This window comes from Janthinobacterium sp. JF4 (assembly GCF_059617925.1).
The window spans coordinates 28,457-51,261 of record NZ_JCAQAV010000003.1 but is presented as its reverse complement, the minus strand read 5'-3'; the positions used below and the strand labels follow the sequence as shown (position 1 = coordinate 51,261).

Genomic DNA, 22,805 nt, shown 5'->3' with positions numbered 1-22,805 from the left:
AGTTATTCGCTGAACCCCACTGCAACTTCCGGGGTCAGACCCTCAGGGTCTGACCCCAGCCCTTCGTTTGGGGTTATCTGTAATTCACCCCACCTGTATCCACGTCGTCTTCAGCTCCGTGTACTTGTCCAGCGCGTGCAATGACTTGTCGCGCCCGTTGCCCGACTGCTTGTAGCCGCCGAACGGCACGGTGATGTCGTCGCCGTCGTACTGGTTGACGTGCACGGTGCCCGCGCGCAGGGCGCGCGCCGTCTGGATCGCCTTGGTGATGTCCGACGTCCACACGGCCGCCTGCAAGCCGTACGGCGTGGCGTTGGCCTGTTGGATGGCCTCGGCGAGATCCGTAAAGCCCAGCACGGACAGCACAGGGCCGAAGATCTCTTCGCGCGCGATCGTCATGCCGGCGTCCACGCCGAAGATGGTCGGCTGCACGTAATAGCCGCCCGTATCAAGACGCACGGCTTCGCCGCCACCGAGCAGCTGCGCGCCTTCGCTCTTGCCGGCCGCGATATAGCCCATGACGGTGTTCATCTGCGTGGCGTCGACGATGGCGCCCATGACGGTGGCTTCGTCGAGCGGGTCGCCCGGCTGGAAGCGGGGCAGCATGGCCAGCGCCTTGGCTAAAAATTCTTCCTTGATCGATTCTTCCACGAACAGGCGCGAGGGCGCGTTGCAGCTTTCGCCCTGGTTGAAGAAGATGGAACCGACGGCGGCCGCCACGGCCTTGTCCAGGTCCGGGCAATCGGCGCAGACGATGTTGGCGGACTTGCCGCCCAGTTCCGTCCACGCCCGTTTCAAGTTCGACTGGCCCGCCATCTGCACGATCAATTTGCCCGTGCGCGTGGAACCCGTAAAGCCGATGCAATCGACGTCCATGTGCAGCGCCAGCGCGGCGCCCGCCTCGTTGCCGTAACCGGGCAGCACATTGAAGACGCCGGCCGGCACGCCCGCTTCGAGCGCGATGTCGGCCAGGCGCAGGGCCGTCAGCGGCGATTTTTCGGACGGTTTCAAGATCACGCTGTTGCCGGCCGCGAGGGCCGGCGCGATCTTCCAGGCGGCCATGATCATCGGGTAATTCCACGGCACGATGGCGGCGACCACGCCCACCGGTTCGCGCGTGATCAGGGCCAGGCTGTTGGCGGGGGTCGGTGCGATTTCATCGTAGACCTTGTCGATCGCCTCGCCATACCAGCGCAGGCAGTTGGCCGTGGCGCCCACGTCCACGCTCTGGCTGTATTTGATCGGTTTGCCCATGTCCAGGGTTTCCAGCAAGGCCAGCTCGGAACCGTATTTCTGCACCAGGTCGGCGAACTTGATCAGCACGCGCTTGCGCTGCGCGGGCGACTTGCCTGCCCAGCGGCGCTCGTCAAAGGCGGCGCGCGCGGCCTGCACGGCTGCCTCCACGTCGGCGCCATCGCAGCGGGCCACTTGCCCCAGCAGGCGCCCGTCGATGGGCGACAGATTGTCGAAAGTCTGGCCGGACCTGGCCCAGGTGCGTTCACCGTTGATGAAGGCGCGCCCATCGATCTTGATCTCTGCGGCACGTGCGTGCCAGCTGGTGTTTTCCGTCATGGTCGTCTCCTGTGTCAGTTTAAGAGCAGCTTACTCCTGATCCGCCAAATAGGCCGCAGACAGTTGCTTGCGCCGTCTGCGGTCGGCGCGCGCCAGCATCACCGCATACGCGATCACGGCGAGCGTCACCACGAGAATGGTCAGCGCGGCGATGGCATTCACGCGGGGGTCGAGCCCCAGGCGCGCGCGCGAGAAAATCACCAGCGGCATCGTCGTCGAACCGGGGCCGGACAAAAAGGCCGACAGCACCACGTCATCGAGCGACAGGGTAAATGTCAGCAGCCAGGCGGACGCCAGCGCCTGCGTGATGTTCGGCAGGGTCACGAGGAGGAACACCTGGTGCGCGCGGCAGCCCAGGTCCATGGCCGCTTCGGCCAGGGATTTACTCATCTCCTGCAGGCGCGACTGCACCACCACGGCCGCATACGCCATGCCCAGCAGGGTATGACCGAGCCAGATTGTCAGCACGCCCCGCTCGGGAAAACCAAAGACCTTTTGCATGGACACCAGCATCAGCAGCAAGGACAGGCCGATGATCACTTCCGGCATCACCAACGGCGCGCTGACCATGGCGGAAAACACCGTGCGGCCACGGAAGCGCTGGTAGCTGCTCAAGGCGAAGGCGGCAAACGTGCCGAGGATGACGGACGAAGTGGCCGACATGAAGGCGATCTTCAGGGACAAGCCGAAGCCCGAGATGATTTCCGTATCGCTCATCAACTCGCTGTACCAGCGCAGCGAAAAGCCGCTCCATACCATGTCCTGGCGCGAGCTGTTGAACGAAAAGACGATCAGCACGATGATGGGCAGGTACAGGAACAGATAGCCGAGCGAGAGCCAGCCGCGGCCGAACCAGCGCTGTAAAAGGGTACGTCCGTTCATGTGCGCTCCTCCGCGTCCTGGTCCGTCTTGTATTTGTTAAAAATCGCCATCGGCACGAGGATCAGCAAGACCACCAGCACCGTCACCGACGAAGCCATGGCCCAGTCGTTGTTCGTGAAGTATTCATCCCACAGCACGCGCCCGATCATCAGGGTTTCCGGGCCGCCCAGCAGCTCGGGAATCACGTATTCGCCCACGGACGGAATAAACACCAGCATGGCGCCGGCGATGATGCCCGACTTCGACAGCGGCACGGTGATGCGCCAGAACGCCTGCAAAGGCGTGGCACCCAGGTCGGCCGCCGCCTCCAGGTAGCGCATGTCCATTTTGACCAGATTCGCATACAGGGGCAGGATCATGAAGGGCAGGTAGGCGTACACCATGCCGACCACCAGCGAGAATGAGGTATTCATCATGTGCAGCGGTTCCTGCACGATGCCCAGCGCGATCAGCAGATCGTTGAGCAAGCCGTGGTTGGCCAGGATACCCTTCCACGCATACACGCGCAGCAGGAAGGAGGTCCAGAACGGCAGCATCACCAGCATCATCAGCACGGGCCGGATCGAGGGTCTGGCGCGCGCCATGAAGTAGGCGAACGGGTAGCCGATGCACAGGCAGATGGCCGTGGTGATGGCCGCGTACTTGATGGAACTGAGGTAGGTGAGCAGATACAGTTCGTCGGCGGCGATGAACAGGTAGTTGGCGATTTTGACCTTCAGCACGACGATGCCGTCGACATACGACAGCAAGCCGCCGAAGGGACTGCCCGCCGTGTCCATGTCGGACAGGCTGATGCGCAGAACGATCAGGAAGGGCACCAGAAAGGCGGCCGCCAGGAACAGCGACGGCACGGCGATGACGGCGGTGCGGCCCGCATTTTTCCCCGTTACCCAGCGCAGGGGCACCAGCTTGCGCAGCGATTGCAAAATGGACGTCATGATGGCCTCAGCTGGTCAGCACGACGATGTCGGCGCCATCCCACCACACCCACACGCGCTGTTCGCGCTCGAGGCGCGCGGCGTCGTGGCGGGCCGCGTTGGTGCGCGAGACTTTCACCACCGTGCCGCTGTCGAGGCGCACGTGGTAGCTGGTTTCATTGCCAAAATATGCCATGGCGGCGATCACGCCCTGGGCGCAGTTGTAGCCGTGTTCCGCCGGCGACGCCCGCTCTTCCAAAGCGGGTGGCGCGATCTGGATGCCGATTTTTTCGGGGCGCACGGCCACCGAGACATCCATGCCCAGGTTGCCCGTGATGCCATGCGAGACATAATGCTCGCCATCGGGCGTGGCGATCACCACGTGATCGGGTTCATCTTCCGTGATGCTGCCGTCGAACAGGTTGACGCTGCCGATGAAGTCGGCGACGAAGCGGCAATTCGGCGTCTCGTAGATTTCGCCGGGCGCGCCCACCTGCAGGATGCGCCCTTCGCTCATGACGGCGATGCGCGTGGCCATGCTCATGGCCTCGTCCTGGTCGTGCGTGACCATCACGCAGGTCACGCCCACCTGTTCGATGATGTTCACCAGTTCCATCTGCGTGCGTTCGCGCAGTTTCTTGTCGAGCGCGCCCAGCGGCTCGTCAAGCAGCAGCAACTGCGGCCGCTTTGCCAGGCTGCGCGCCAGCGCCACGCGCTGCTGCTGCCCGCCCGACAGCTGGTGCGGCTTGCGCTTCGCGTATTGACCCAGCTGCACCAGCGCCAGCATCTGCTCGACCCTCGCCGCCACTTCCGCTTTCGGCAAGCCGTCGCGGCGCAGGCCGAAGGCGATGTTGTCCCACACGGACAGGTGCGGGAACAGCGCGTACGACTGGAACATCATGTTGATGGGGCGCTGGTGCGGCGGCACATCGACGATGCTGTTGCCCGCCAGCGCGATGCGCCCCGACGTCGGCGTCTCGAAGCCGGCCAGCATGCGCAGCAGGGTCGACTTGCCGCAACCTGAACTGCCGAGCAAGGCGAAGATCTCGCCCTTGTTGATCGTCACGGAAATATCATTGACGGCGCGCACGCCATCGAACTCCTTGACCAGTTGATCAATCAGCAAGAAAGGCGCTGGGGCGTCGCTGGCCGACGCGGCTGGTGTTGCTATCGTCATTGTGGGTAGCTTCTGGGTAAGAGGGTGTCAAAATGAAAAACTGGCCGCTGAAGGAGCGGCCAAGATGGAAGTTTAGCGGAACTGCCGCCATTGCGGTCCAAAAATTGCGCAGATGGCGGCAAAATGGGGCAAAAACCTACACCCAGCCCTTCGCCTTCACCTCAGCATGGGTCTTGTCCAAACACAGCCGTATCAACGCCACCATTTCATCGATCTGCGCGCGCGTCATGACCAGTGGAGGGGCGACGATCATGCGTTCACCCACGGCGCGCATGATGACGCCGTTGTCGAACATGTGGCCGCGGCAGATCATGCCCACGCCCTGGGCTTCGTCGAACAGCTCGTTCTCGTGCACGGTGGCACCCTTCTTGCGCACCAGGTTCAGGCCCGCCACCAGGCCGCAGCTGTCCGCATAGCCGACCAGCGGATGCTCGCCCAGGCTGGCGAAGCACTGCTTCAGGTACGGTCCCGTATCCTCGGCCACCTTCGCCACCAGCAGCTCTTCCTCGATGATGCGGATGTTTTCCAGCGCCGCCGCACAGGCGACGGGGTGGCCGGAATACGTGAAACCATGCGTGAATTCGCCGCCCTGCTCGATCAGCACCTTGGCCACCCTGTCGCCCACCAGCACGCCGCCCAGCGGCACATAGCCCGAGGTGACGCCCTTGGCAAACGTGATCAGGTCGGGCTTGATGCCGAACAGTTCAGAGCCGAACCAGCGCCCCAGGCGGCCGAAGCCGCAGATGACTTCATCGGCGATCAGCAAAATGCCGTACTTGTCGCAGATGCGCTGGATCTCGGGCCAATACGTTGATGGAGGGATGATGACGCCGCCGGCGCCCTGCACCGGTTCGCCGATGAAGGCGGCCACCTTGTCGGCGCCGATTTCCAGGATTTTGTCTTCCAGCCAGCCAGCCGCCTTTACACCGAATTCCTCAGGGCTCAAGCCGTGGCCAGCCTCCAGGTAACTGGGCTGGCCGATATGCGCGATGCCGGGTATCGGCAAGCCGCCCTGCGCGTGCATGCCGCCCATGCCGCCCAGCGACGCTCCCGCCACCGTGCTGCCGTGATAGGCATTGTGGCGGCTGATGATGGTGTGTCTCTCCTTGTAGCCGAGGATGTCCCAGTAGCGGCGCACCATGCGCAGGTTCGTGTCATTACCCTCTGAGCCGGAACTGGTGAAAAACACATGCTGGAACTGCGGCGGCGAGATTTGCGCCAGCTTGGCCGCCAGCTGCGCGGCCGGCACGTTGGTCGTGCCAAAGAAGCTGTTATAGAACGGCAGCGTCTCCATCTGCTTGTACACGGCTTGCGAGATCGACGTGCGGCCGTAGCCCACGTTGACGCACCACAGGCCCGACATGCCGTCGACGATCTTCTTGCCCTGGCTATCCCACAGGTAGACGCCGTCGCCGCGCACGATCACCCTGGCGCCCTTCGATGCCAGGTCCTGGAAATCGGTGAATGGATGCAGGTAGTGGGCCGAGTCCATTTGCTGGATGGCGGCCGTGTCATATACCTGCGGCACGGCGTTTTTCTGCGCCACGGAGGCGACAAAAGCGGCGCTCGGCGCCAGCGGATTGTTGGTTGTGCTCATTGCGATCCTTTCTTAAACGTGGAGCAGAAGATGTTCGCGCTCCCACGGACTGATCACCGTCATGAATTCCTGGTGCTCCAGGTCCTTGATGGCCGCATACACGTCGATGAAGCGTTCGCCCAGCACCGTGCGCAGCTTGTCTTCCGCGCGCAGCAGTTGCAGGGCTTCGGGCAAGCCTTGCGGCAGTTCGAACTTCATGTCATAGGCGCTGCCCACCATCATCGGCGTCGCTTCCAGCTGCTCCGTCATGCCGAGATAGCCGCAAGCCAGCGTGACGGCCAGGGCCAGGTAGGGATTCGCGTCGGCGCCGATGATGCGGTTTTCCACGCGCCGGTCCTGCACGCCCGACTCGGGCACGCGGAAGCCCACCGTGCGGTTGTCCAGGCCCCACTGGATGTTGATGGGCGCGGCCGTGTGGCGCACGATGCGGCGGTAGGAATTCACGTAGGGCGCGACGATGGCCATGGCCGATGGCATGTAGCGCTGCAATCCCGCGATGTAATGCTTGAAGATGGGCGCGGCCGAACCGTCCTCGTTGCTGAAGATGTTCAGGCCCGTCTTCGCGTCGACGACGCTCTGGTGCACATGCATGGCGGACCCCGGCTCGCCGGCCATCGGCTTGGCCATGAAGGTGGCGTACATATCGTGTTTCAGGGCCGCTTCGCGCAGGGTGCGCTTGAAGAAAAACACCTTGTCGGCCAGGCCCAATGGGTCGCCATGCAGGAAGTTGATTTCCATCTGCCCTGCGCCGATCTCGTGGATCAGGGTATCGACGTCAAGGTTCATCAGTTCGCAGTAATCGTAGATATCCTCGAACAGGGGATCGAACTCGTTGACGGCGTCGATGCTGTACACCTGGCGGCTCGTCTCGGCCCGCCCGCTGCGGCCGATGGGCGGCTTCAAGGGCAAGTCCGGGTCCGTGTTTTTCGCCGTCAGGTAGAACTCCAGCTCCGGCGCCACCACGGGTTTCCAGCCCTTGTCCGCATACAGTTTCAGCACGCGCCGCAACACGGAGCGGGGAGCGAAATCGACCAGCATGCCGTCGGCAAAATAGCAGTCGTGGATGACTTGCGCGGTGGGGTCCGTAGCCCACGGCACCATGGTGATGGTGGTGGGATCGGCCTTCAAGATCATGTCGCGGTCGGTGCTGGAAATGGCGCGGTCGTAGCCGCCATCGTCGACCGGGTAATTGCCCGTCACCGTCATGCCCAGCACCGCTTCCGGGATGCGCATGCCGCGCTCCTGAGTAAATTTCCCGCGCGGCAGGATCTTCCCCCGCGCCACACCCGTCAAGTCGGGGACCAGGCATTCGATTTCCGTGACGCGCTTTTCATTGAGCCACAAATCCATATCCGTATAAGTGAAATTTTCGCGTATTGCCATGTTTCCCTCTCGCTGGTCTTGATCAAACACCGCGTACTGCGGGCGGTGCGCCTGTCATTCTGTCTTTCTGTGCCGCTGTTCCTGGTAATCGCGGCATGCCTGGCCGAAGGCATCGAACAGCCGCATGGACTGCGGGTTGTCTTCCACCTGCCATTCCGGGTGCCACTGCACGGCCAGCGCAAAACCGGTGGCGCTGGCCACCGTATAGGCTTCCACCAGGCCGTCGTCGGCCAGCGCTTCCACCAGCAAGCCGTCGGCCAGCCGGGCGATGCCCTGGCCATGCAGGGAATTGACCATCATTTCGCTCTCGCCGCCCAGCAGGCGTGACAGCAGCCCGTCCGGCATCAGCTTGATGCGGTGCGCAGGCGCGTACTGGCGCGCCAGGGGATCGAGCACGCTCTCACGATGGTCCAGCATGCCCGCCACCGCATGCACGGCCTGGTGCAGGCTGCCACCCAGGGCCACATTGACTTCCTGAAAACCGCGGCAGATGGCGAGCAAGGGCAGCTGGCGCGCCAGCGTGGCGCGGATCAGGGGCAAGGTGGTGGCGTCGCGCGCGGGGTCTTGCGGCAGGTCGGGATGGAGGATGTCTTCGCCATACAGACGCGCATCAACGTTCGAGGCCGAGCCGGTCAGCATGACGCCGTCGGCGATCCGCAGCGCCGCTTCCAGGTCGGCATCAGCGCCCAGAGCGGGCAGCAGCAGCGGCATGCAGCCGGCGCCGCGCAGCACGGCGTGCAGGTATTTGTCCTGTGCCATGTGCCAGACGTGACTGCCAAGCTGGCGCTGGCAGGCGGGAACGAGAACGATGGGACGGCGCATGGAGCTACCTCGCTGGCGTGACGATCCAATGACAGCGCCATGACAGCGCTGCCGCTCGCTTCACTGTACAGCAGAGCCGCAGGCAGGGGCCACACGGATGGGAATGGCCAGCGGTGGGACACATCGCCTACACTACGGCTTCGCAATATTGCTCTTGATAAAATCATCATATGCCCGTCCGGCGCCAAATACCAGCGCCGCAGGCAAAGTCCCTTACTTTCCCATGCATCCACACCGTTTTCCAGCCATCCCGAACACCTTTTCCACCCTGCGGGGGCAGCCATGAAGCAGATGCCATGGCGCGACTTCTTCGCCCTCGTGGTCAGCATCGGCGTGGTCGGCCTGGGCCTGGGCGCCACCATGCCGCTCACCGCCCTGACCCTGCACCAGCGTGGCGTGGGCACGGACATCATCGGCATGATCACGGCCGTCAGCGCGCTCGGCATCCTGGCCGCCTCGCCATTCGTCTCGCGCTGGGTGGGACGCTTCGGCGCGCGCGCCACCATGCTGGGCGCCGTGTGGGTGGCCTCGCTGGCGACGATCGCCATGCAGTTCACCGACCACCTGCTGGCGTGGAGCGTGCTGCGTTTCCTGTTCGGCGGCGCCATGGGCGTGCTGTTTACCATCGGCGAGGCGTGGGTCAACCGCCTGGCGCCCGACAATTCGCGCGGACGCGTGGTGGCCATGTACACCACCAGCTTTACCTTTTTCCAGCTGATCGGCCCCGCCCTCGTGGCGCTGTTCAACGACAAGATCAGCTGGAGCTTCGCCGCCTGCGGCCTGCTGTTCTTGCTGGCCGTGCCGGGCCTGATGCTGATCTCGAACAGCGGCCCGGAAAAGGAACCGGAAGAACACGGCGTGAAGTGGCCCCTGATCCTGCCGCGCATGCCGATGATCGTGCTCGGTGCCGCCTTCTTCGCCCTGTTCGATACCCTGGCATTGAGCTTGCTGCCGCTGTACGCGATGGAGCACGGCATCAGCACGGACCTGGCCCTGCTGTCGGCCACCGTGGTGCTGGTGGGCGACACGGGCCTGCAATTCGCGCTGGGATGGATGGCCGACCGCTTCGGCCGCGCCAAAGTCCACGCTGCCTGCGGCGTGGCCGTCTGCCTGCTGCTGCCGCTGCTGCCGTTTGCCGTCGGCACGCCATGGCTGTGGTGGACCTTGCTGCTGTTGCTGGGCGCAGCGGCGGGCGGCATCTACATGCTGGCGCTGGTGGCCTGCGGCGAACGTTTCACGGGACTGTCGCTGACCAGCGCCAGCGCCATCGTCAACGCCACCTGGGGCGTGACCAGCGGCGGCGGCCCCCTGCTGACGGGCGTCCTGATGCAATCGGTGGGCGTGAACGCCCTGCCGGCCGTAATGTGGGCATGCGCAGCCATTTTCGTCGGCAGCGCCGTGTGGGAGCGCCGGAAGGGGATCGTCTAGCGTTTTTTACTTTTTCTCCAGCCGCTGCCGCAGTTCCTCGGCCACGGGGTAGTCGGGATACGCCTGCCGGAACAGCGTCCACTCCTCCTGCGCCAAGGTACCCTCGCCCGCCTTCAAGAGGGCGTCAATCTTCACCAGCCACACGGAAGCGTCAAGCTTTGCGGGCGGCGGCATCGGCGCGGAGCGGGCCGCGACGGGCGCGGGCATGGCCAGCGCGCGCTGCACCGATGCCTGATGCGTGTCCATCGCTGGCGGCGGCGCTGGCTTGGCTACCACCATGGCGCGCGGTGCTGGCGGCGCAGGCATTACCTCCTGCGTGACCGGTTCCCCGACTACGGGAAATTGCGCCGGCTTCGAACCGAACCAGTCGACACCGATCAGGTTGACCGTCAGCAGCACGGCTGCGGCCAGTCCCAGTGGAATGCGCCAGCGCTGCATATAATCGGGCGCCTTTTTCGCTGGCAATGTGCGCAGCGCGCCATCGGCGCTGTCGTTCGCGGCGGCCGGCTTGCGCAGGGCCTTTTCCGCGTCCGCCAGGATGGCCGCATCGAGCGCGCTGGAAGGCGCGGGCTGCGGCAGGCTGGCCAGCAGCGCCTTCAATTGCTCGTCATTCGGTGCGTCTTTATCTTGATCGTGCGTATTCATGCCGGTCCTCCCGCGCCAGCGGCGCTGTCCAAGCCCGCGCGCAATTTCTGCATGGCATAGCGCAGCCGGCTCTTGACGGTTTCCGCTTCCACCCCCGTCACCACGGCGATCTCGAGGATGCTCATGCCGCTGAACTGCTGCAGTATCAGCGCTTCCTTCTGCTCCACCGGCAGCGCGGCGATGGCCGCATGCAGCAGCGCGCGCTGCTGTTTCTGCTCCAGCGTTTGCGGCGGCGATGCGCCCTCGTCCGCCAGTTCGACCACATCGCCGTGGTCCTGTCCTTCCCGCTGGCGCAGGAGGTCGATCAGGCGGTTGCGCGCGATCTGGTACAGATAGGTGCGGAACGCCGCCTGCGGCTGGTAGCCAGCGCGCGCAGCATGCAGGCTGGCCCACGCATCCTGCACGATCTCGTCCACCCACGCGCGGCGCGGCGCGCGCCAGGCCACGAAGCGGTACAGGCCCTGGCTATGGCGCCGGTACAATTCGCGAAACGACGGCAGGTCGCCGGCGCCGTAGCGCAGCATCAGGTCTTCATCCGTCGCGGTCAATAAAGTGTCGGGCATGCGGACCAGTGTAGCCGAACTACGCGGCAGCGACAATTTCCCTACGCCTTCAGCGTACGGTGGGCGAAATGGGTGCATAGCTGATGCGGCGCACTTCGCGGATCTGTCCACCCTTGAGCGTCCCTTCCACCAATTCATAGCCGAGCAAAGCGAAAACCCGGCCTTGCAGGAACAGGGGGCGCGCATTGCCATACCAGTCCACGCAGGACGCGCGGCAACCGTCGTCCGGCGTTTGGCCCGGCCGTGCCGCCAGCGCACCCAGTTCCGTCAACTGCAAGCCGCTGTTGCGCAGGTAGAGGACGGCTGCGGCTGACTTGTTGAGGCCAGGCCGCTCGTCCGCGCCCAGGATGGGCAAGCCGATCATGCCCTCGCCGCCCGCTTGCGGCTTGTAGAAAAAGCCGTGGCTGCGCGACTCGCCCTGCGCCGCATCGGCGCGGATGTAGCGCGCGGCAAGCGCCGCCTGCGTACCCAGGCGGATGCTGCTGAAGTGCAGATCCTTGCCTTGCGCGCCGATCACCACGGCGTCATCGCCCAGCGCTTCGATGCGCTCCACGCCGTGCGGCAGGGACAAGGCTTGCACGCTGCCCGCATCGGCCCAGCGCATGGCGTACAGCGGCTGGCGTGGCCATGCCTGGTCGGCCTGGCGGCGTCCAGGGTTTCCCGGATTGCCGTACAACAGGTACGCACCCACATAGCGGTTCTGCAGACCGTAGCCGCCGCCACCGGGCAGCGCCTGGTAGCTGCTGGCGGGAGCACTGTCGCGGCCATCGGAAAACGACGCCAATGGCACGCGCAGCAAAGCCATGTCCCCCCGTCCTCTTGCGCCATCCCACATGGCGTCGCCCTGGCCTTCGGCGCGCAGCAGGACATTCAGATAGCCGTCGCTGCTTTCCAGAAACGAGAACTGGTCGACGGGCGCACCGGCCACCTTCAGGGCGCTGGGCGCCGAACCATCGAGGGGAATGCGGAACACGCCCGAGTCGCTGCCGCGCCGCGTGGTCCACACGAAAACGGATTCGCCCGACACATAAAACACGCGGCCCTGCGGCCCCATCACGGCAGTCGCTGCGCAGCGCATGTCGCGCTGCGCCAGGTCGCACACGGTGACCGTGTGCAGGGTCAGACCAAAGCCCGGCTCGGGTTCTTCATCGGTGCGGTAGATGCGCGTGGCCGGGGCGATGCGCTTGAAGTCGGACGGCACGGCGTCGGGGCGCCAGCGGCGCAGCGCCGGGAAGCCGCCAAACGGGTCGCCTCGGTGCAAGTTCAGCGACAGGGGCGAATAGAACACCAGTTTGCTGCCGACCAGGCGGCTCGCGTAATTACGCGAGGAATAATAATCGTTGGAGCGCAAGTGATAGGTGGCGCGGTAGGCCAGCTTGCCGTCCGCGTTGACGTCGAACAGGCCGATCTCCGTGCCGCCACGGCTGTAGCTGTAGCCGATCACCACCACCGTGTCGCCGTCGATCAGCATCTCGTCATACCAGCTGCCCGACGGGTCGCTGCCCGGCGCGAACGCGTCGAGCGAGGCGACTGGCTGCAAGGCATTGCCACCCACCTGCACGGTAAACAGCTTGCCACGCCGCAGCATCACCAGGTGCTTGCCATGCAGCTTGACGATGCCGCCTTCGTCCACACCCGCCGTCTGCACATTGGTGACGGATTCCGCCGCCTCTGCCGATGCTGCCGGCGCGGCTTTCGCCGCCATCGGTGCGGGAGGGGCCGGTGCCGACATGGACTGCGCCGTAGCGCGCTGCAGTTTCTGCTGCTCCCTTTGCAGCGCCGCCTGGCGCGCCTGTAACTGCTGCAAATAGCTGCTCAAGGCCTGCTCGCTGGCGAACGGCGCCAGGGTCTTGCGCGGCGCCGTGCCGGCGGCGTGGCAGCCGGCCGACAGCAGCAGGGACAGTGTCAATGTGATCTTGAGGGCGCTGGACATCGCTTCTTCTCCGGTTGGCTGGGGTGTGCAACATGAAACGCAGCGGCGCAGAAAAAAGGGTTAAAGGCGCGCGAAAATAGTCACGCAGTAGTCACACAACTGCTGCCTTACTCAAAACCGCGTATGCGGTCGCCATTGAAATTGGGCAGGCGCCATTCGAAGTGCAGGGCCAGGAAACGGAACAGGAAACCGGCGCCGATCGACGCCAGCTGCGCCACGGAGCTGTCGACCTTGAAGTGCAGCAGGCCGACATACAGGGCGCCCGTAAACAGGGCCACGGTGGCATACACTTCGCGCTGCAGCACGAGGGGAATCTGGTTGCACAGGATATCGCGCAGCAGGCCGCCGAAAACGCCCGTGATCATCCCCGCCAGCACGACGATGGCCGGATGCATCTTGGCCGACATGGCGATGTCGCAGCCGATCACGCAAAACGCCACCAGGCCCAGTCCATCGACCAGCAGGAAAATGGCGCGCAGATGGTGCAGGTAGCGCGCGACAAAGGCCGTCACGATGGCCGCGCCGATGGTAAACAGCAGGTACTCGGGATGCGCGATCCAGCCCAGCGGATAATGCCCCAGCAGCACGTCGCGCACGGTGCCGCCACCGAGCGCCGTGACGGTGCCGATCATGCAGATGCCGAACAAATCCATGCCGCGCCGCATGCCCATGATGGCGCCGGACATCGCTTCGGCGACGATCGCCACCAGGTAAATCGTATATAGCAGCATGCTCTTACTCTTCCGAAAATGATTTGAGAATTTGTTCGCGTTCGCGCGCTTCGCTCAGGGTGCGCGCTTCATGGCCCGTGCCGCTGGTGCCGCGCTCTTCGCCGTTGGCCAGGCGCGTGTCGGCGCCCAGACTGCCAGGACCGCCACTACTGCAACTGACACTGCTGTGGATGAATGCGTGGCTATCCTGCAGGCAGTCGCCGGCCAGGTATTCGGCATACACGTAATCGCCATCGAGCAGGGCCAGGCCGGGCGGCTCCGCCAATACCTGCTCGCGGCGGCCCTGCACGGCCACCTGCATGTAGTCGCGCCAGACGGGCAGCGCCAACGTCCCCCCGGTGGCGTTGCCCAGGCTTTTCGGCTGGTCGTAGCCGAGCCAGACGACGGAGACGAGGCCCGAGGAATAGCCGGCGAACCAGGCGTCGTACGCGTTGTTCGAGGTGCCCGTCTTGCCGGCCGCGTCGCCGCGCCCCAGCGCCAGCGCGCCGCGTCCCGTGCCGCTCTTGACGACGTCGCGCAGCATGCTGTCCATCACGTAGGCATTGCGCGTGGAGATCACTTGCGTGCCGGGTGCCGGCTCGCCCTTGGCGCGCGGCGCCGCGGCGCTGAACAGCACTTCTCCGCTGCGGCTGCGCACTTCCTTGATCAATTTCGGCGGCATCTGCACGCCGCCGTTGGCGAACACGGCATACGACTGCGCCAATTGCAGCGGCGTGACGGCGCCCGCGCCCAGCGCCAGCGGCAGGGACACGGGATTGCGCGCGCCCTCGAAGCCGAAGCGCGTGGCGTAGTGCTGCACGTAGCCGGGACCGGCCGCCTGCATCAGGCTGACGGCCACCAGGTTTTTCGAGCGCACAAGGCCGCGCCGCACGCTGATGAAGCCTTCATAGTTGTTGCCGTAATTGCGCGGACGCCACGGCTGCGCGCCCGTTTCCTGCGGCAGCAGCAGGCGCTGCGTATCGTCCACGGCCGTGCCAGGGAAATATCCCTTTTCCAGCGCCGCCGAATACACGAAGGGCTTGAAGCTGGAACCGGGCTGGCGATAGGCTTGCATGGCGTGGTTATAGTGGTTGCGGTAAAAATCGAAGCCGCCCGCCATCGCGACGATTTCGCCGCTGTGCGCCTCGACGGAAATGAGCGCGCCTTCCATCTCGGGCAACTGGCTCACGAGCCAGCGCTTCCTGGCCGCGTCGTGCACCACGCGAATCACGCTGCCCTCGACGATGGCGCGCTTGCCGTCCCACTGCAGCTTGCCGCCCAGGCGCGCATCCGAGGCCGTCAGCACGATCTCGTCGCCATTGCGCAGCTGCGCCGTCAGCTGGCGCTTGGCCGACGTCTCCACCTTGCGCACCAGGGCGGCGCGCAATTCTCCGCTGTCCGGATAGGCGGCCAGCTGGCGCGCCACGCTGTCGGCGGAAGCGGGCAGGCGCGCTTCCGGGCCACGGTAGCCGCGCCGTGCCTGTGCATTCAAGAGCCCATCGCGCAGCGACTTGTCAGCCGCCCGCTGCGGCGCCATGCGGATGGTGGTCGTCACGTCCAGGCCCATGCTGTAGGCGCCTTCGGGATAGCTTTGCAGGATCAGCTGGCGCGCTTCCTCGACCGCATATGCGGCCGCGTGCACGGAGCTGTTGCGGTCCTTGTTCAGGGCCAGTTTTTCCGCCACTGCCGCATCGTATTCGGCGGGCGTGATGTAGCCGAGTTCGCGCATGCGCTGCAGGATGTAATGCTGGCGCACGGTGGCGCGCTGCGGATTGGCGACAGGGTTATAGGCCGATGGCGCCTTCGGCAAGCCGGCCAGCATGGCCGCTTCCGCGATGCTCACGTCGGCCAGCGGCTTGTCGAAATAGATGTTCGAGGCGGCGGAAAAGCCGTAGGAGCGCTCGCCCAGGTAAATCTGGTTCATATACAGTTCCAGCAGCTTGTCCTTGCCGTAGTGCTGTTCCAGCTTGTAGGCGAGCAGCATCTCCGTCAGCTTGCGCTGCACGGTCTTTTCACGCGACAGGAAGAAGTCGCGCGCCACCTGCATGGTGATGGTGCTGGCGCCCTGCGCGTGGTGGCCCGTAACGACGTTGGCCAGCGTGGCGCGCGTCAAGCCATAGAAATCGACGGCGCCATGCTCGTAGAAACGCGCATCCTCGATGGCCAGCAAGGCCTGGCGCATGCGCAGCGGGATGTCTTTCAGAGGCAAGAATTCGCGGCGCTCTTCGCCGTATTCGGCCAGCAGCTCGCCTTCGCTGGAGAAAATGCGCAGCGGCAGCGCGGGCTTGTACTGGGCCAGGTACTCGACGGCCGGCAAATCCTGCCACGCCTGGCGCAGCCACCAGCCGCCCGCCAGCGCGCCGGCCAGGCCCAGGCCCAGGGTCAATCCCAGGCCGAATTTCAGATTGCGCGCCAGCTTCGACCGGGGCTTGCGGGTGGTGCTGTCGTTCGCTTGTGCTTCCATGGTGGTATTCCCTTGCTGCCAGGAGGCCGCACGCTGGCGCGTGGCACTCCATCAAAGAGGCATTGTGCACTGCAACACGCACATCCTTATAAAAAGTAAGTATTATTTAGTATTGATAAATTTTTCTTATGTTAGGCAGCGAGCATGGATCTCAATCCAAAACACACGGAAGCGTTCCGCGCCGTCGTCGAAACGGGCAGCTTCGAGCAGGCGGCGCTGCGGCTGCACCTGACCTCGCCGGCCATTTCGCAGAGGGTGCGGGCGCTGGAAAGCCAGCTGGGCAATGCGCTGATCGTGCGCAGCCGTCCCGCGCGCGCCACGCGCATGGGCCAGCGGCTGATGCAGTACCTGAAACGCGCCAAGCTGCTGGAAGCGGACCTGCAGGCGGAGCTGGCGGTGCAGCAGGACGCCCCGCTGACACTGGTGCTGGCGCTGAACGCCGATTCGATGGGCACCTGGTTCTTCCCGGCCCTGTCCGAGGTGCTGATACGCGAACGCGTGCTGCTGGACCTGACGGTGGAAGACCAGGACCACACGTACACCTTGCTGGAAACGGGCATGGCGATCGGCTGCATCAGCACGGAAGCCAAGCCCATGCGCGGCTGCACGGCCGAATCGCTGGGCGTGATGCGTTACTGGCTGGTGGCCACGCCCGCGTTCCGCCAGCAGTGGTTCCCGCACGACCTGACGCGCAAGGCGGCGCGCACGGCGCCCGTCGTCGCCTACACGCGCAAGGACACCCTGCAGTCGTCGTTCCTGCAAGAGGCGCTGGGGCTGCCCGAAGGCGCCTACCCCTGCCATTACGTGCCGGGCGCCACCTCGCACTTCAACGCCATCCGCTACGGCCTCGGCTACGGCATGGTGCCGGAATTGCTGCTGAAGGCGAATACGGATGGCGAACTGGTGGAAATGCTCACGCCCAAGACACCGGCCGACGTGGCCCTGTACTGGCACACGTGGAAGGTGCAGTCGCCGCGCATGGAGCAGCTGTCGCGGCAAATCGTCGCGGCGGCGCGCAAGATCCTCAAATAGCGGTCCCTGCATGCCCCGGCGCTTGAGGGTCGCCCGCTCCAGGCTGCGACAGCCGATGCTTTGCAGCAGCCCTGCGACGATATGCGCGGCGCGTTGCGCCAGGCTGCAACAGCGGCTGTCACGCAATGGCACAGCAGTATCGGCCTTGCCCGGAAATGGCGCTGAGTAATCCTCGGGAAATTATTGTGAATTTATGACGAACAGAACCGGATGCTGTGCAAGGCGCCTGCAGTGACGCAGTGCGAGCACTGCTAGCTGTGGGCAACACCGCACAGCGCCGGTTATGGAAGTCAGAAATCACAATAATTTATTGGGGTTACTTAGCATGCAATTTGCTTATCTACCGATCTTCAATCGTTGACCAGGAAAGCCATGCCCACCTACGCCCTGCTGTTCGCCTTGCTGTTCCCTGCCTCCGTGCACGCCCAGGATAGCCAGGACGAAGGCGATCTCAGCTACAAAGCCTATGTGCACAGCGACAAGCGCATCAAGTGTTTGTACGGCTATGCGGCCGACAAGACGGGCGACCATGCGGCCGCCGTCGCCATCTTTGAAGATTGCATCCGGCGCTGGAACGATGTGTATTCGATGATTTGGCTGGCCCAGCTGTATGAAACGGGCATCGGCGTGACTAAGGACCTGGCGCAGGCGACGGCGCTGATGCGGCGCGGTGCGCAGACGAACGATGACGCGGCCTATGCGCGGCTGGCGCGCTACCACTATGGCGTGGCACTGGCCGAAGGCCGGGGCACGCCGCAGGATATTGCCCAGGCAAAAACCTGGCTGCGCCAGGCGGCGCAGGAAGGCGTGCGCGAGGCGGCCGATTACCTGGGCCGCCTGGAGGACGCCACGCCATAGGCGCGGCGCCAGCGTGGCTTACGCCGTTGCTTCGTAGCGAGCCAGGCGGGTGGCCATGCGCGGCGCCAACTCGTGGCCGGCCGTGACGGTCACTTCCAGGTCGTTCAGCAAGCCATCCTTCAAACCATAGACCCAGCCATGGACGCTGAGTTCCTGGCCCCGTTCCCACGCATCTTGCACGATGGTGGTCTGACACACGTTCAAGACCTGCTCGACCACGTTCAGTTCGCACAGGCGGTCGCCGCGCTGGCGGCTGGTCAGCACGTCGCCCAGATAACGCTCGTGTTTCTGGCCCACGTCCTGGACGTGGCGCAGCCAGTTGTCGACCAGGCCGATGCGCGTGCCCGTCATGGCCGCATGCACGCCCTTGCAGCCGTAATGGCCGACGATGATGACATGTTTGACTTTCAGCACGTCCACGGCAAACTGCAGGACGGACAGGCAATTGAGGTCGGAATGCACGACCACGTTGGCAATATTACGGTGCACAAACACGTCGCCAGGCGCCATGCCCAGCAATTCGTTGGCGGGCACGCGGCTGTCGGAGCAGCCGATCCACAGGTATTCGGGCGACGTTTGCGCTTCCAGGTTCTTGAAGAAGTTCGGGTCTTTCGCCACCATCGAGTCGGCCCAGCGGCGGTTACGCTGCAGCAGTTCCGCCAGGGCCAGGCCATTTTTCTGTTCGGTCATATCGCTCCCATGAGGTAAGTTCGGTTGAACAGCGCGCCGATCGCGCGCGTTAGCGTGCGATGCGCGCAGATATTGAGTCAACCTGGGTAAAAAAACGCCGGGATGTGTGAGCATCCCGGCGCATGGTATTACGTGTGCTTACTCAAAAAAATCCTTGACCTTGTCTTTCCAGGTCTTGCTTTGCGGACTGTGCTTGGCACCGCCCTCGGTCGTCGACTTTTCAAAGTCGCGCAGCAGGTCTTTCTGTTTTTCCGTCAGTTTCACCGGTGTTTCGATCGCCACGTGGCAGAACAGGTCGCCCGCGTAACCGGAGCGCACGCCCTTGATGCCCTTGCCTTTCAGGCGGAAGGTCTTGCCCGACTGGGTGCCCTCAGGAATCGTGAACGACACTTTACCGTTCAGGGTAGGCACCTCGATTTCGCCGCCCAGGGCCGCCTTGGTGAACGAGATCGGCATTTCGCAATGCAGGTCGTCGCCTTCGCGCTGGAACACGGCGTGCGGCTTGATGTGGATTTCCACATACAGGTCGCCCGACGGACCGCCATTCGTGCCCGGTTCGCCGTTGCCGGACGAACGGATACGCATGCCGTTGTCGATACCGACTGGAATTTTCACTTCCAGGGTCTTGTTGCGCTTGATGCGACCGGCGCCGCCGCACGGCGTGCACGGGTCGGTGATGACCTTGCCGCTGCCATGGCATTTCGGGCAGGTTTGCTGGATGCTGAAGAAACCTTGCTGCATCCGCACCTGGCCGTGACCACCGCAAGTACCGCAGGTGGTCGGCGAGGTGCCCGGTTTGGCGCCGCTGCCGTGGCACGTGTCGCACTTGTCCCAGCTCGGCACGCGGATGGTCGTGTCGAAGCCGTGCGCAGCTTGCTCCAGTGTAATTTCCAGGTTGTAGCGCAAGTCGGCGCCACGGTACACCTGTGGCCCCGCATTGCGGCTGCGTCCACCGCCACCGCCAAAGATGTCGCCGAAGATATCGCCGAAGCTGTCGGCAAAGCCGCCAGCACCGCCGCCGAAGCCGCCACCGCCGCCCATGTTCGGGTCCACGCCAGCGTGACCATAGCGGTCATACGCTTCGCGCTTTTCCGGATTGGTCAGCATCTCGTAGGCTTCTTTGACTTCCTTAAACTTTTCTTCCGATTCCTTGCTATCCGGATTGCGGTCCGGATGGTATTTCATCGCCAGTTTACGGTAGGACTTTTTGATCTCTTCTTCCGAAGCATTTTTTGCGACACCGAGTGTCTCGTAAAAATCACGCTTTGCCATGTTGTCGGCACCTTGCAGTCTATCTACTGATGTAAAAATTACACGAAAAAGCCGAGTCGAGTGCTGCGCTAGGCGCAGCGACTCGGCTCGGCCGGTCTTCGCGGCTAATCCCGCGATGTAGCGTTCAGCCCGGCTACCCCCAGTTCATGGGAGCGCAAGACATTACTTGCTGTCTTTGACTTCCTTGAAGTCAGCGTCAACAACGTCGTCTTGCTTGGCGCCTGCGTCCGATGCGCCAGCAGCTTGCTGTGCACCTTCCGCGCCGCCGGCAGCTTGCTGCGCTTGCATGTCGGCATACATTTTTTCGCCCAGTTTCTGCGATGCGCTCGACAGTGCTTCCACCTTGGCGTCGATCTCAGCCTTGTCGCCCGCCTTGATGCTTGCTTCCAGGTCGGTGATTGCCGCTTCGATCTTCTCTTTCTCGCCCGCATCGAGCTTGTCGCCGTATTCGGTCAAGGATTTCCGGGTCGAGTGTACCAGAGCATCGGCCTGGTTGCGCGACTCGGCCAATTCTTTGACCTTCTTGTCTTCTTCCGCGTTCAACTCGGCGTCTTTCACCATCTTCTGGATTTCAGCCTCGGTCAAGCCGGAATTGGCCTTGATCGTGATCTTGTTTTCCTTGCCGGTGGCCTTGTCTTTGGCGCCGACATGCAAGATGCCGTTGGCGTCGATGTCGAAGGTCACTTCGATCTGTGGCGTGCCACGCGATGCTGGCGGGATGCCTTCCAGATTGAATTCGCCCAGGCCCTTGTTGCCGGCGGCGATTTCGCGCTCACCCTGGAAGACCTTGATGGTCACCGCAGGCTGGTTGTCGTCGGCCGTCGAGAAGACCTGGCTGAACTTGGTCGGAATCGTCGTGTTTTTGTGGATCATCTTGGTCATCACGCCGCCCAGGGTTTCGATACCCAGGGACAGAGGGGTGACGTCCAGCAACAGCAAGTCCTTGCGTTCGCCCGACAGGACCGAACCTTGAATCGCTGCGCCCACGGCGACGGCTTCGTCCGGGTTCACGTCCTTGCGTGGATCCTTGCCGAAGAATTCCTTCACTTTTTCCTGCACCTTCGGCATACGCGTCATGCCGCCGACCAGGATGATGTCATCGATGTCCGACACTTTCACGCCAGCATCTTTGATGGCGATGCGGCATGGTTCCATCGTGGCCGTGATCAGCTCTTCCACCAGCGATTCCAGCTTGGCGCGGGTCATCTTCAGGTTCAAGTGGACCGGTGCGCCGTTCGCCATGGCGATGTACGGCTCGTTGATCTCGGTTTGCTGCGACGACGACAATTCGATCTTCGCGCGCTCGGCCGAAGCCTTGATGCGCTGCAGGGCGATCGGATCTTTTTTCAGGTCGATGCCGTTGATCTTCTTGAACTCGTCGATGATGTAATCGATGACGCGCTGGTCGAAGTCTTCGCCGCCCAGGAAGGTGTCGCCGTTGGTCGACAGCACTTCAAATTGTTTTTCGCCATCGACGTCCGCGATTTCGATGATCGACACGTCGAACGTACCGCCACCCAAGTCATACACGGCGATTTTACGGTCGCCTTTTTCGGTCTTGTCCAGGCCGAATGCCAGCGCCGCCGCGGTTGGCTCGTTGATGATGCGCTTGACGTCCAGGCCAGCGATACGACCGGCATCCTTGGTGGCTTGACGCTGCGAGTCGTTGAAGTACGCAGGCACGGTGATGACGGCTTCGGTGACTTCTTCGCCGAGGTAGTCTTCTGCCGTTTTCTTCATCTTGCGCAGCACTTCAGCCGAAATTTGCGGCGGCGCCAGTTTTTTGTCGCGTACGCCGATCCATGCATCGCCGTTGTCGGCTTTCATGATCTGGTACGGCATCAGCGCGATGTCTTTTTGCACTTCTTTTTCGTCGAACTTGCGACCGATCAGACGCTTGACTGCGTACAGCGTGTTTTTCGGATTCGTCACGGCCTGGCGTTTCGCTGGCGCGCCGACGAGAATTTCGCCATCTTCTTGATAAGCAATAATCGACGGCGTCGTGCGTGCGCCTTCAGCGTTTTCGATTACCTTTGGTTGACCGTTTTCCATGATGGAAACGCAGGAATTCGTGGTTCCCAGATCGATACCGATAATTCTACCCATGATTTTTTCCTTTTATTTGCTAGATTTCAGATGGTTCTTATATGTGGCAAAGCGGCATGGTTTCAAGGCTTGCTTGATGCCGCCCTCTGATTATTTTGCTTGCGCGGTCGTTACAATGGCTGGACGCAGCAGGCGGTCCGCAATCATATAGCCCTTTTGCAGGACTGACACGATGGTATTGGCTTCCTGCTCCGCTGGCACCACGGCAACGGCCTGGTGTTTCATCGGATCAAGCTTTTCACCCTGCACTGGCAACACTTCCACCAGGCGGTTGCGCTCGAACGCGGCATTCAGTTGCTTCAGGGTCATTTCGACGCCTTCTTTCAGCGATTCGATGGTCGGTGCTTCCACCGTCAGCGCCGTTTCCAGGCTGTCTTTGACCGGCACCATGGCTTCGGCAAAGCTTTCCACTGCGAATTTATGCGCTTTAGCAACATCTTCCTGCGCACGGCGGCGAATATTTTCGCCATCGGCCTTGGCGCGCATGAAGGCATCGTGCATCTCTGCAAGACGCGCTTCGGTACTCGCCAACTGCTCTTCCAAAGTAGGTTCTGCGGGAGCCGCGGCGTCCGCTTGCGGATTTGGTACAGCTTGGTTTTCCTGATCTTGCATCTAGAAAGCTCCTACAATCAATGACTTAAATGAGTTAGTCTAATTATCTTTACAACACTAACGGGCAGATGGGGCTATATCCTATTGTTTCAAGGGGTATGCATGGCAAAACCAGAATTACAGCGATCCATGTTACAGCTTA

Annotated in this window: 19 protein-coding genes; 3 read left to right on the top strand and 16 right to left on the bottom strand. The window is 63.1% G+C overall.

The window, feature by feature from the left end; all coding sequences use genetic code 11:
* Nucleotides 1–84 precede the first annotated feature (84 nt).
* The 7 genes from AC54AF_RS03915 to AC54AF_RS03885 form a co-directional block, all read right to left on the bottom strand.
* The gene (locus tag AC54AF_RS03915) at nt 85–1,572 is read right to left on the bottom strand and encodes an aldehyde dehydrogenase (protein ID WP_496635475.1); all 1,488 of its coding nucleotides are present in this window, start codon (nt 1,570–1,572) and stop codon (nt 85–87) included.
* A gap of 30 nt (nt 1,573–1,602) precedes the next feature.
* The gene (locus tag AC54AF_RS03910; protein ID WP_496635474.1) at nt 1,603–2,454 is read right to left on the bottom strand and encodes an ABC transporter permease; all 852 of its coding nucleotides are present in this window, start codon (nt 2,452–2,454) and stop codon (nt 1,603–1,605) included.
* Nucleotides 2,451–3,392, bottom strand: a complete 942-nt coding sequence (locus tag AC54AF_RS03905) for an ABC transporter permease subunit (protein ID WP_496635473.1) — start codon at nt 3,390–3,392, stop codon at nt 2,451–2,453. Before AC54AF_RS03905 ends, AC54AF_RS03910 begins: the two co-directional genes overlap by 4 nt.
* 7 nt (nt 3,393–3,399) lie before the next feature.
* A complete protein-coding gene (locus AC54AF_RS03900) occupies nt 3,400–4,548 on the bottom strand; it encodes a polyamine ABC transporter ATP-binding protein (protein WP_131685703.1) in 1,149 nt (382 codons plus the stop codon).
* A gap of 136 nt (nt 4,549–4,684) precedes the next feature.
* The gene (locus AC54AF_RS03895; RefSeq protein WP_496635472.1) at nt 4,685–6,145 is read right to left on the bottom strand and encodes an aspartate aminotransferase family protein; all 1,461 of its coding nucleotides are present in this window, start codon (nt 6,143–6,145) and stop codon (nt 4,685–4,687) included.
* Nucleotides 6,146–6,157: 12 nt separating this feature from the next.
* On the bottom strand, nt 6,158–7,528 hold the full coding sequence (locus AC54AF_RS03890; RefSeq protein WP_034788700.1) for a glutamine synthetase family protein: 1,371 nt from the start codon (nt 7,526–7,528) through the stop codon (nt 6,158–6,160).
* Nucleotides 7,529–7,582: 54 nt separating this feature from the next.
* Nucleotides 7,583–8,350, bottom strand: a complete 768-nt coding sequence (locus AC54AF_RS03885; protein WP_496635471.1) for a gamma-glutamyl-gamma-aminobutyrate hydrolase family protein — start codon at nt 8,348–8,350, stop codon at nt 7,583–7,585.
* Between the two features lie 282 nt (nt 8,351–8,632).
* Here AC54AF_RS03885 and AC54AF_RS03880 point away from each other — a divergent pair, with 282 nt between their 5' ends.
* On the top strand, nt 8,633–9,778 hold the full coding sequence (locus AC54AF_RS03880) for an MFS transporter (protein WP_496635470.1): 1,146 nt from the start codon (nt 8,633–8,635) through the stop codon (nt 9,776–9,778).
* A gap of 6 nt (nt 9,779–9,784) precedes the next feature.
* Here AC54AF_RS03880 and AC54AF_RS03875 read toward each other — a convergent pair whose 3' ends face one another.
* From AC54AF_RS03875 to AC54AF_RS03855, 5 genes are all read right to left on the bottom strand, one after another.
* Complete coding sequence (locus AC54AF_RS03875; RefSeq protein ID WP_496635469.1) at nt 9,785–10,423, bottom strand: hypothetical protein; 639 nt, start codon at nt 10,421–10,423, stop codon at nt 9,785–9,787.
* A complete protein-coding gene (locus AC54AF_RS03870; RefSeq protein WP_496635468.1) occupies nt 10,420–10,986 on the bottom strand; it encodes a sigma-70 family RNA polymerase sigma factor in 567 nt (188 codons plus the stop codon). The genes AC54AF_RS03875 and AC54AF_RS03870 overlap by 4 nt, the downstream gene beginning before the upstream one ends.
* Nucleotides 10,987–11,035: 49 nt before the next feature.
* Entirely contained in the window at nt 11,036–12,919 is a 1,884-nt protein-coding gene (locus AC54AF_RS03865; protein ID WP_496635467.1) for a beta-propeller domain-containing protein, read from the bottom strand.
* Between the two features lie 107 nt (nt 12,920–13,026).
* Nucleotides 13,027–13,650 carry a trimeric intracellular cation channel family protein gene (locus AC54AF_RS03860; protein ID WP_035822575.1) on the bottom strand — a complete coding sequence of 208 codons (624 nt, stop codon included), beginning with the start codon at nt 13,648–13,650 and terminating at the stop codon, nt 13,027–13,029.
* Nucleotides 13,651–13,654: 4 nt separating this feature from the next.
* Nucleotides 13,655–16,093 carry a penicillin-binding protein 1A gene (locus AC54AF_RS03855; RefSeq protein ID WP_496635466.1) on the bottom strand — a complete coding sequence of 813 codons (2,439 nt, stop codon included), beginning with the start codon at nt 16,091–16,093 and terminating at the stop codon, nt 13,655–13,657.
* 144 nt (nt 16,094–16,237) lie between these two features.
* Here AC54AF_RS03855 and AC54AF_RS03850 point away from each other — a divergent pair, with 144 nt between their 5' ends.
* Nucleotides 16,238–17,125 carry an HTH-type transcriptional regulator ArgP gene (locus AC54AF_RS03850; RefSeq protein WP_496635465.1) on the top strand — a complete coding sequence of 296 codons (888 nt, stop codon included), beginning with the start codon at nt 16,238–16,240 and terminating at the stop codon, nt 17,123–17,125.
* 372 nt (nt 17,126–17,497) lie between these two features.
* The gene (locus tag AC54AF_RS03845) at nt 17,498–17,983 is read left to right on the top strand and encodes a tetratricopeptide repeat protein (protein WP_496635464.1); all 486 of its coding nucleotides are present in this window, start codon (nt 17,498–17,500) and stop codon (nt 17,981–17,983) included.
* Nucleotides 17,984–18,001: 18 nt separating this feature from the next.
* On the opposite strand, the gene can is transcribed toward AC54AF_RS03845, so the two are convergent.
* The 4 genes from can to grpE form a co-directional block, all read right to left on the bottom strand.
* Complete coding sequence (can, locus tag AC54AF_RS03840) at nt 18,002–18,673, bottom strand: carbonate dehydratase (protein ID WP_131685712.1); 672 nt, start codon at nt 18,671–18,673, stop codon at nt 18,002–18,004.
* Nucleotides 18,674–18,811: 138 nt separating this feature from the next.
* Nucleotides 18,812–19,945, bottom strand: coding sequence for a molecular chaperone DnaJ (gene dnaJ / locus AC54AF_RS03835; protein ID WP_071075292.1), 1,134 nt, complete (start codon nt 19,943–19,945; stop codon nt 18,812–18,814).
* A gap of 162 nt (nt 19,946–20,107) precedes the next feature.
* Nucleotides 20,108–22,051, bottom strand: coding sequence for a molecular chaperone DnaK (dnaK, locus tag AC54AF_RS03830; RefSeq protein ID WP_034745982.1), 1,944 nt, complete (start codon nt 22,049–22,051; stop codon nt 20,108–20,110).
* 90 nt (nt 22,052–22,141) lie between these two features.
* Nucleotides 22,142–22,663, bottom strand: coding sequence for a nucleotide exchange factor GrpE (gene grpE / locus AC54AF_RS03825; RefSeq protein WP_071075290.1), 522 nt, complete (start codon nt 22,661–22,663; stop codon nt 22,142–22,144).
* Nucleotides 22,664–22,805 lie beyond the last annotated feature (142 nt).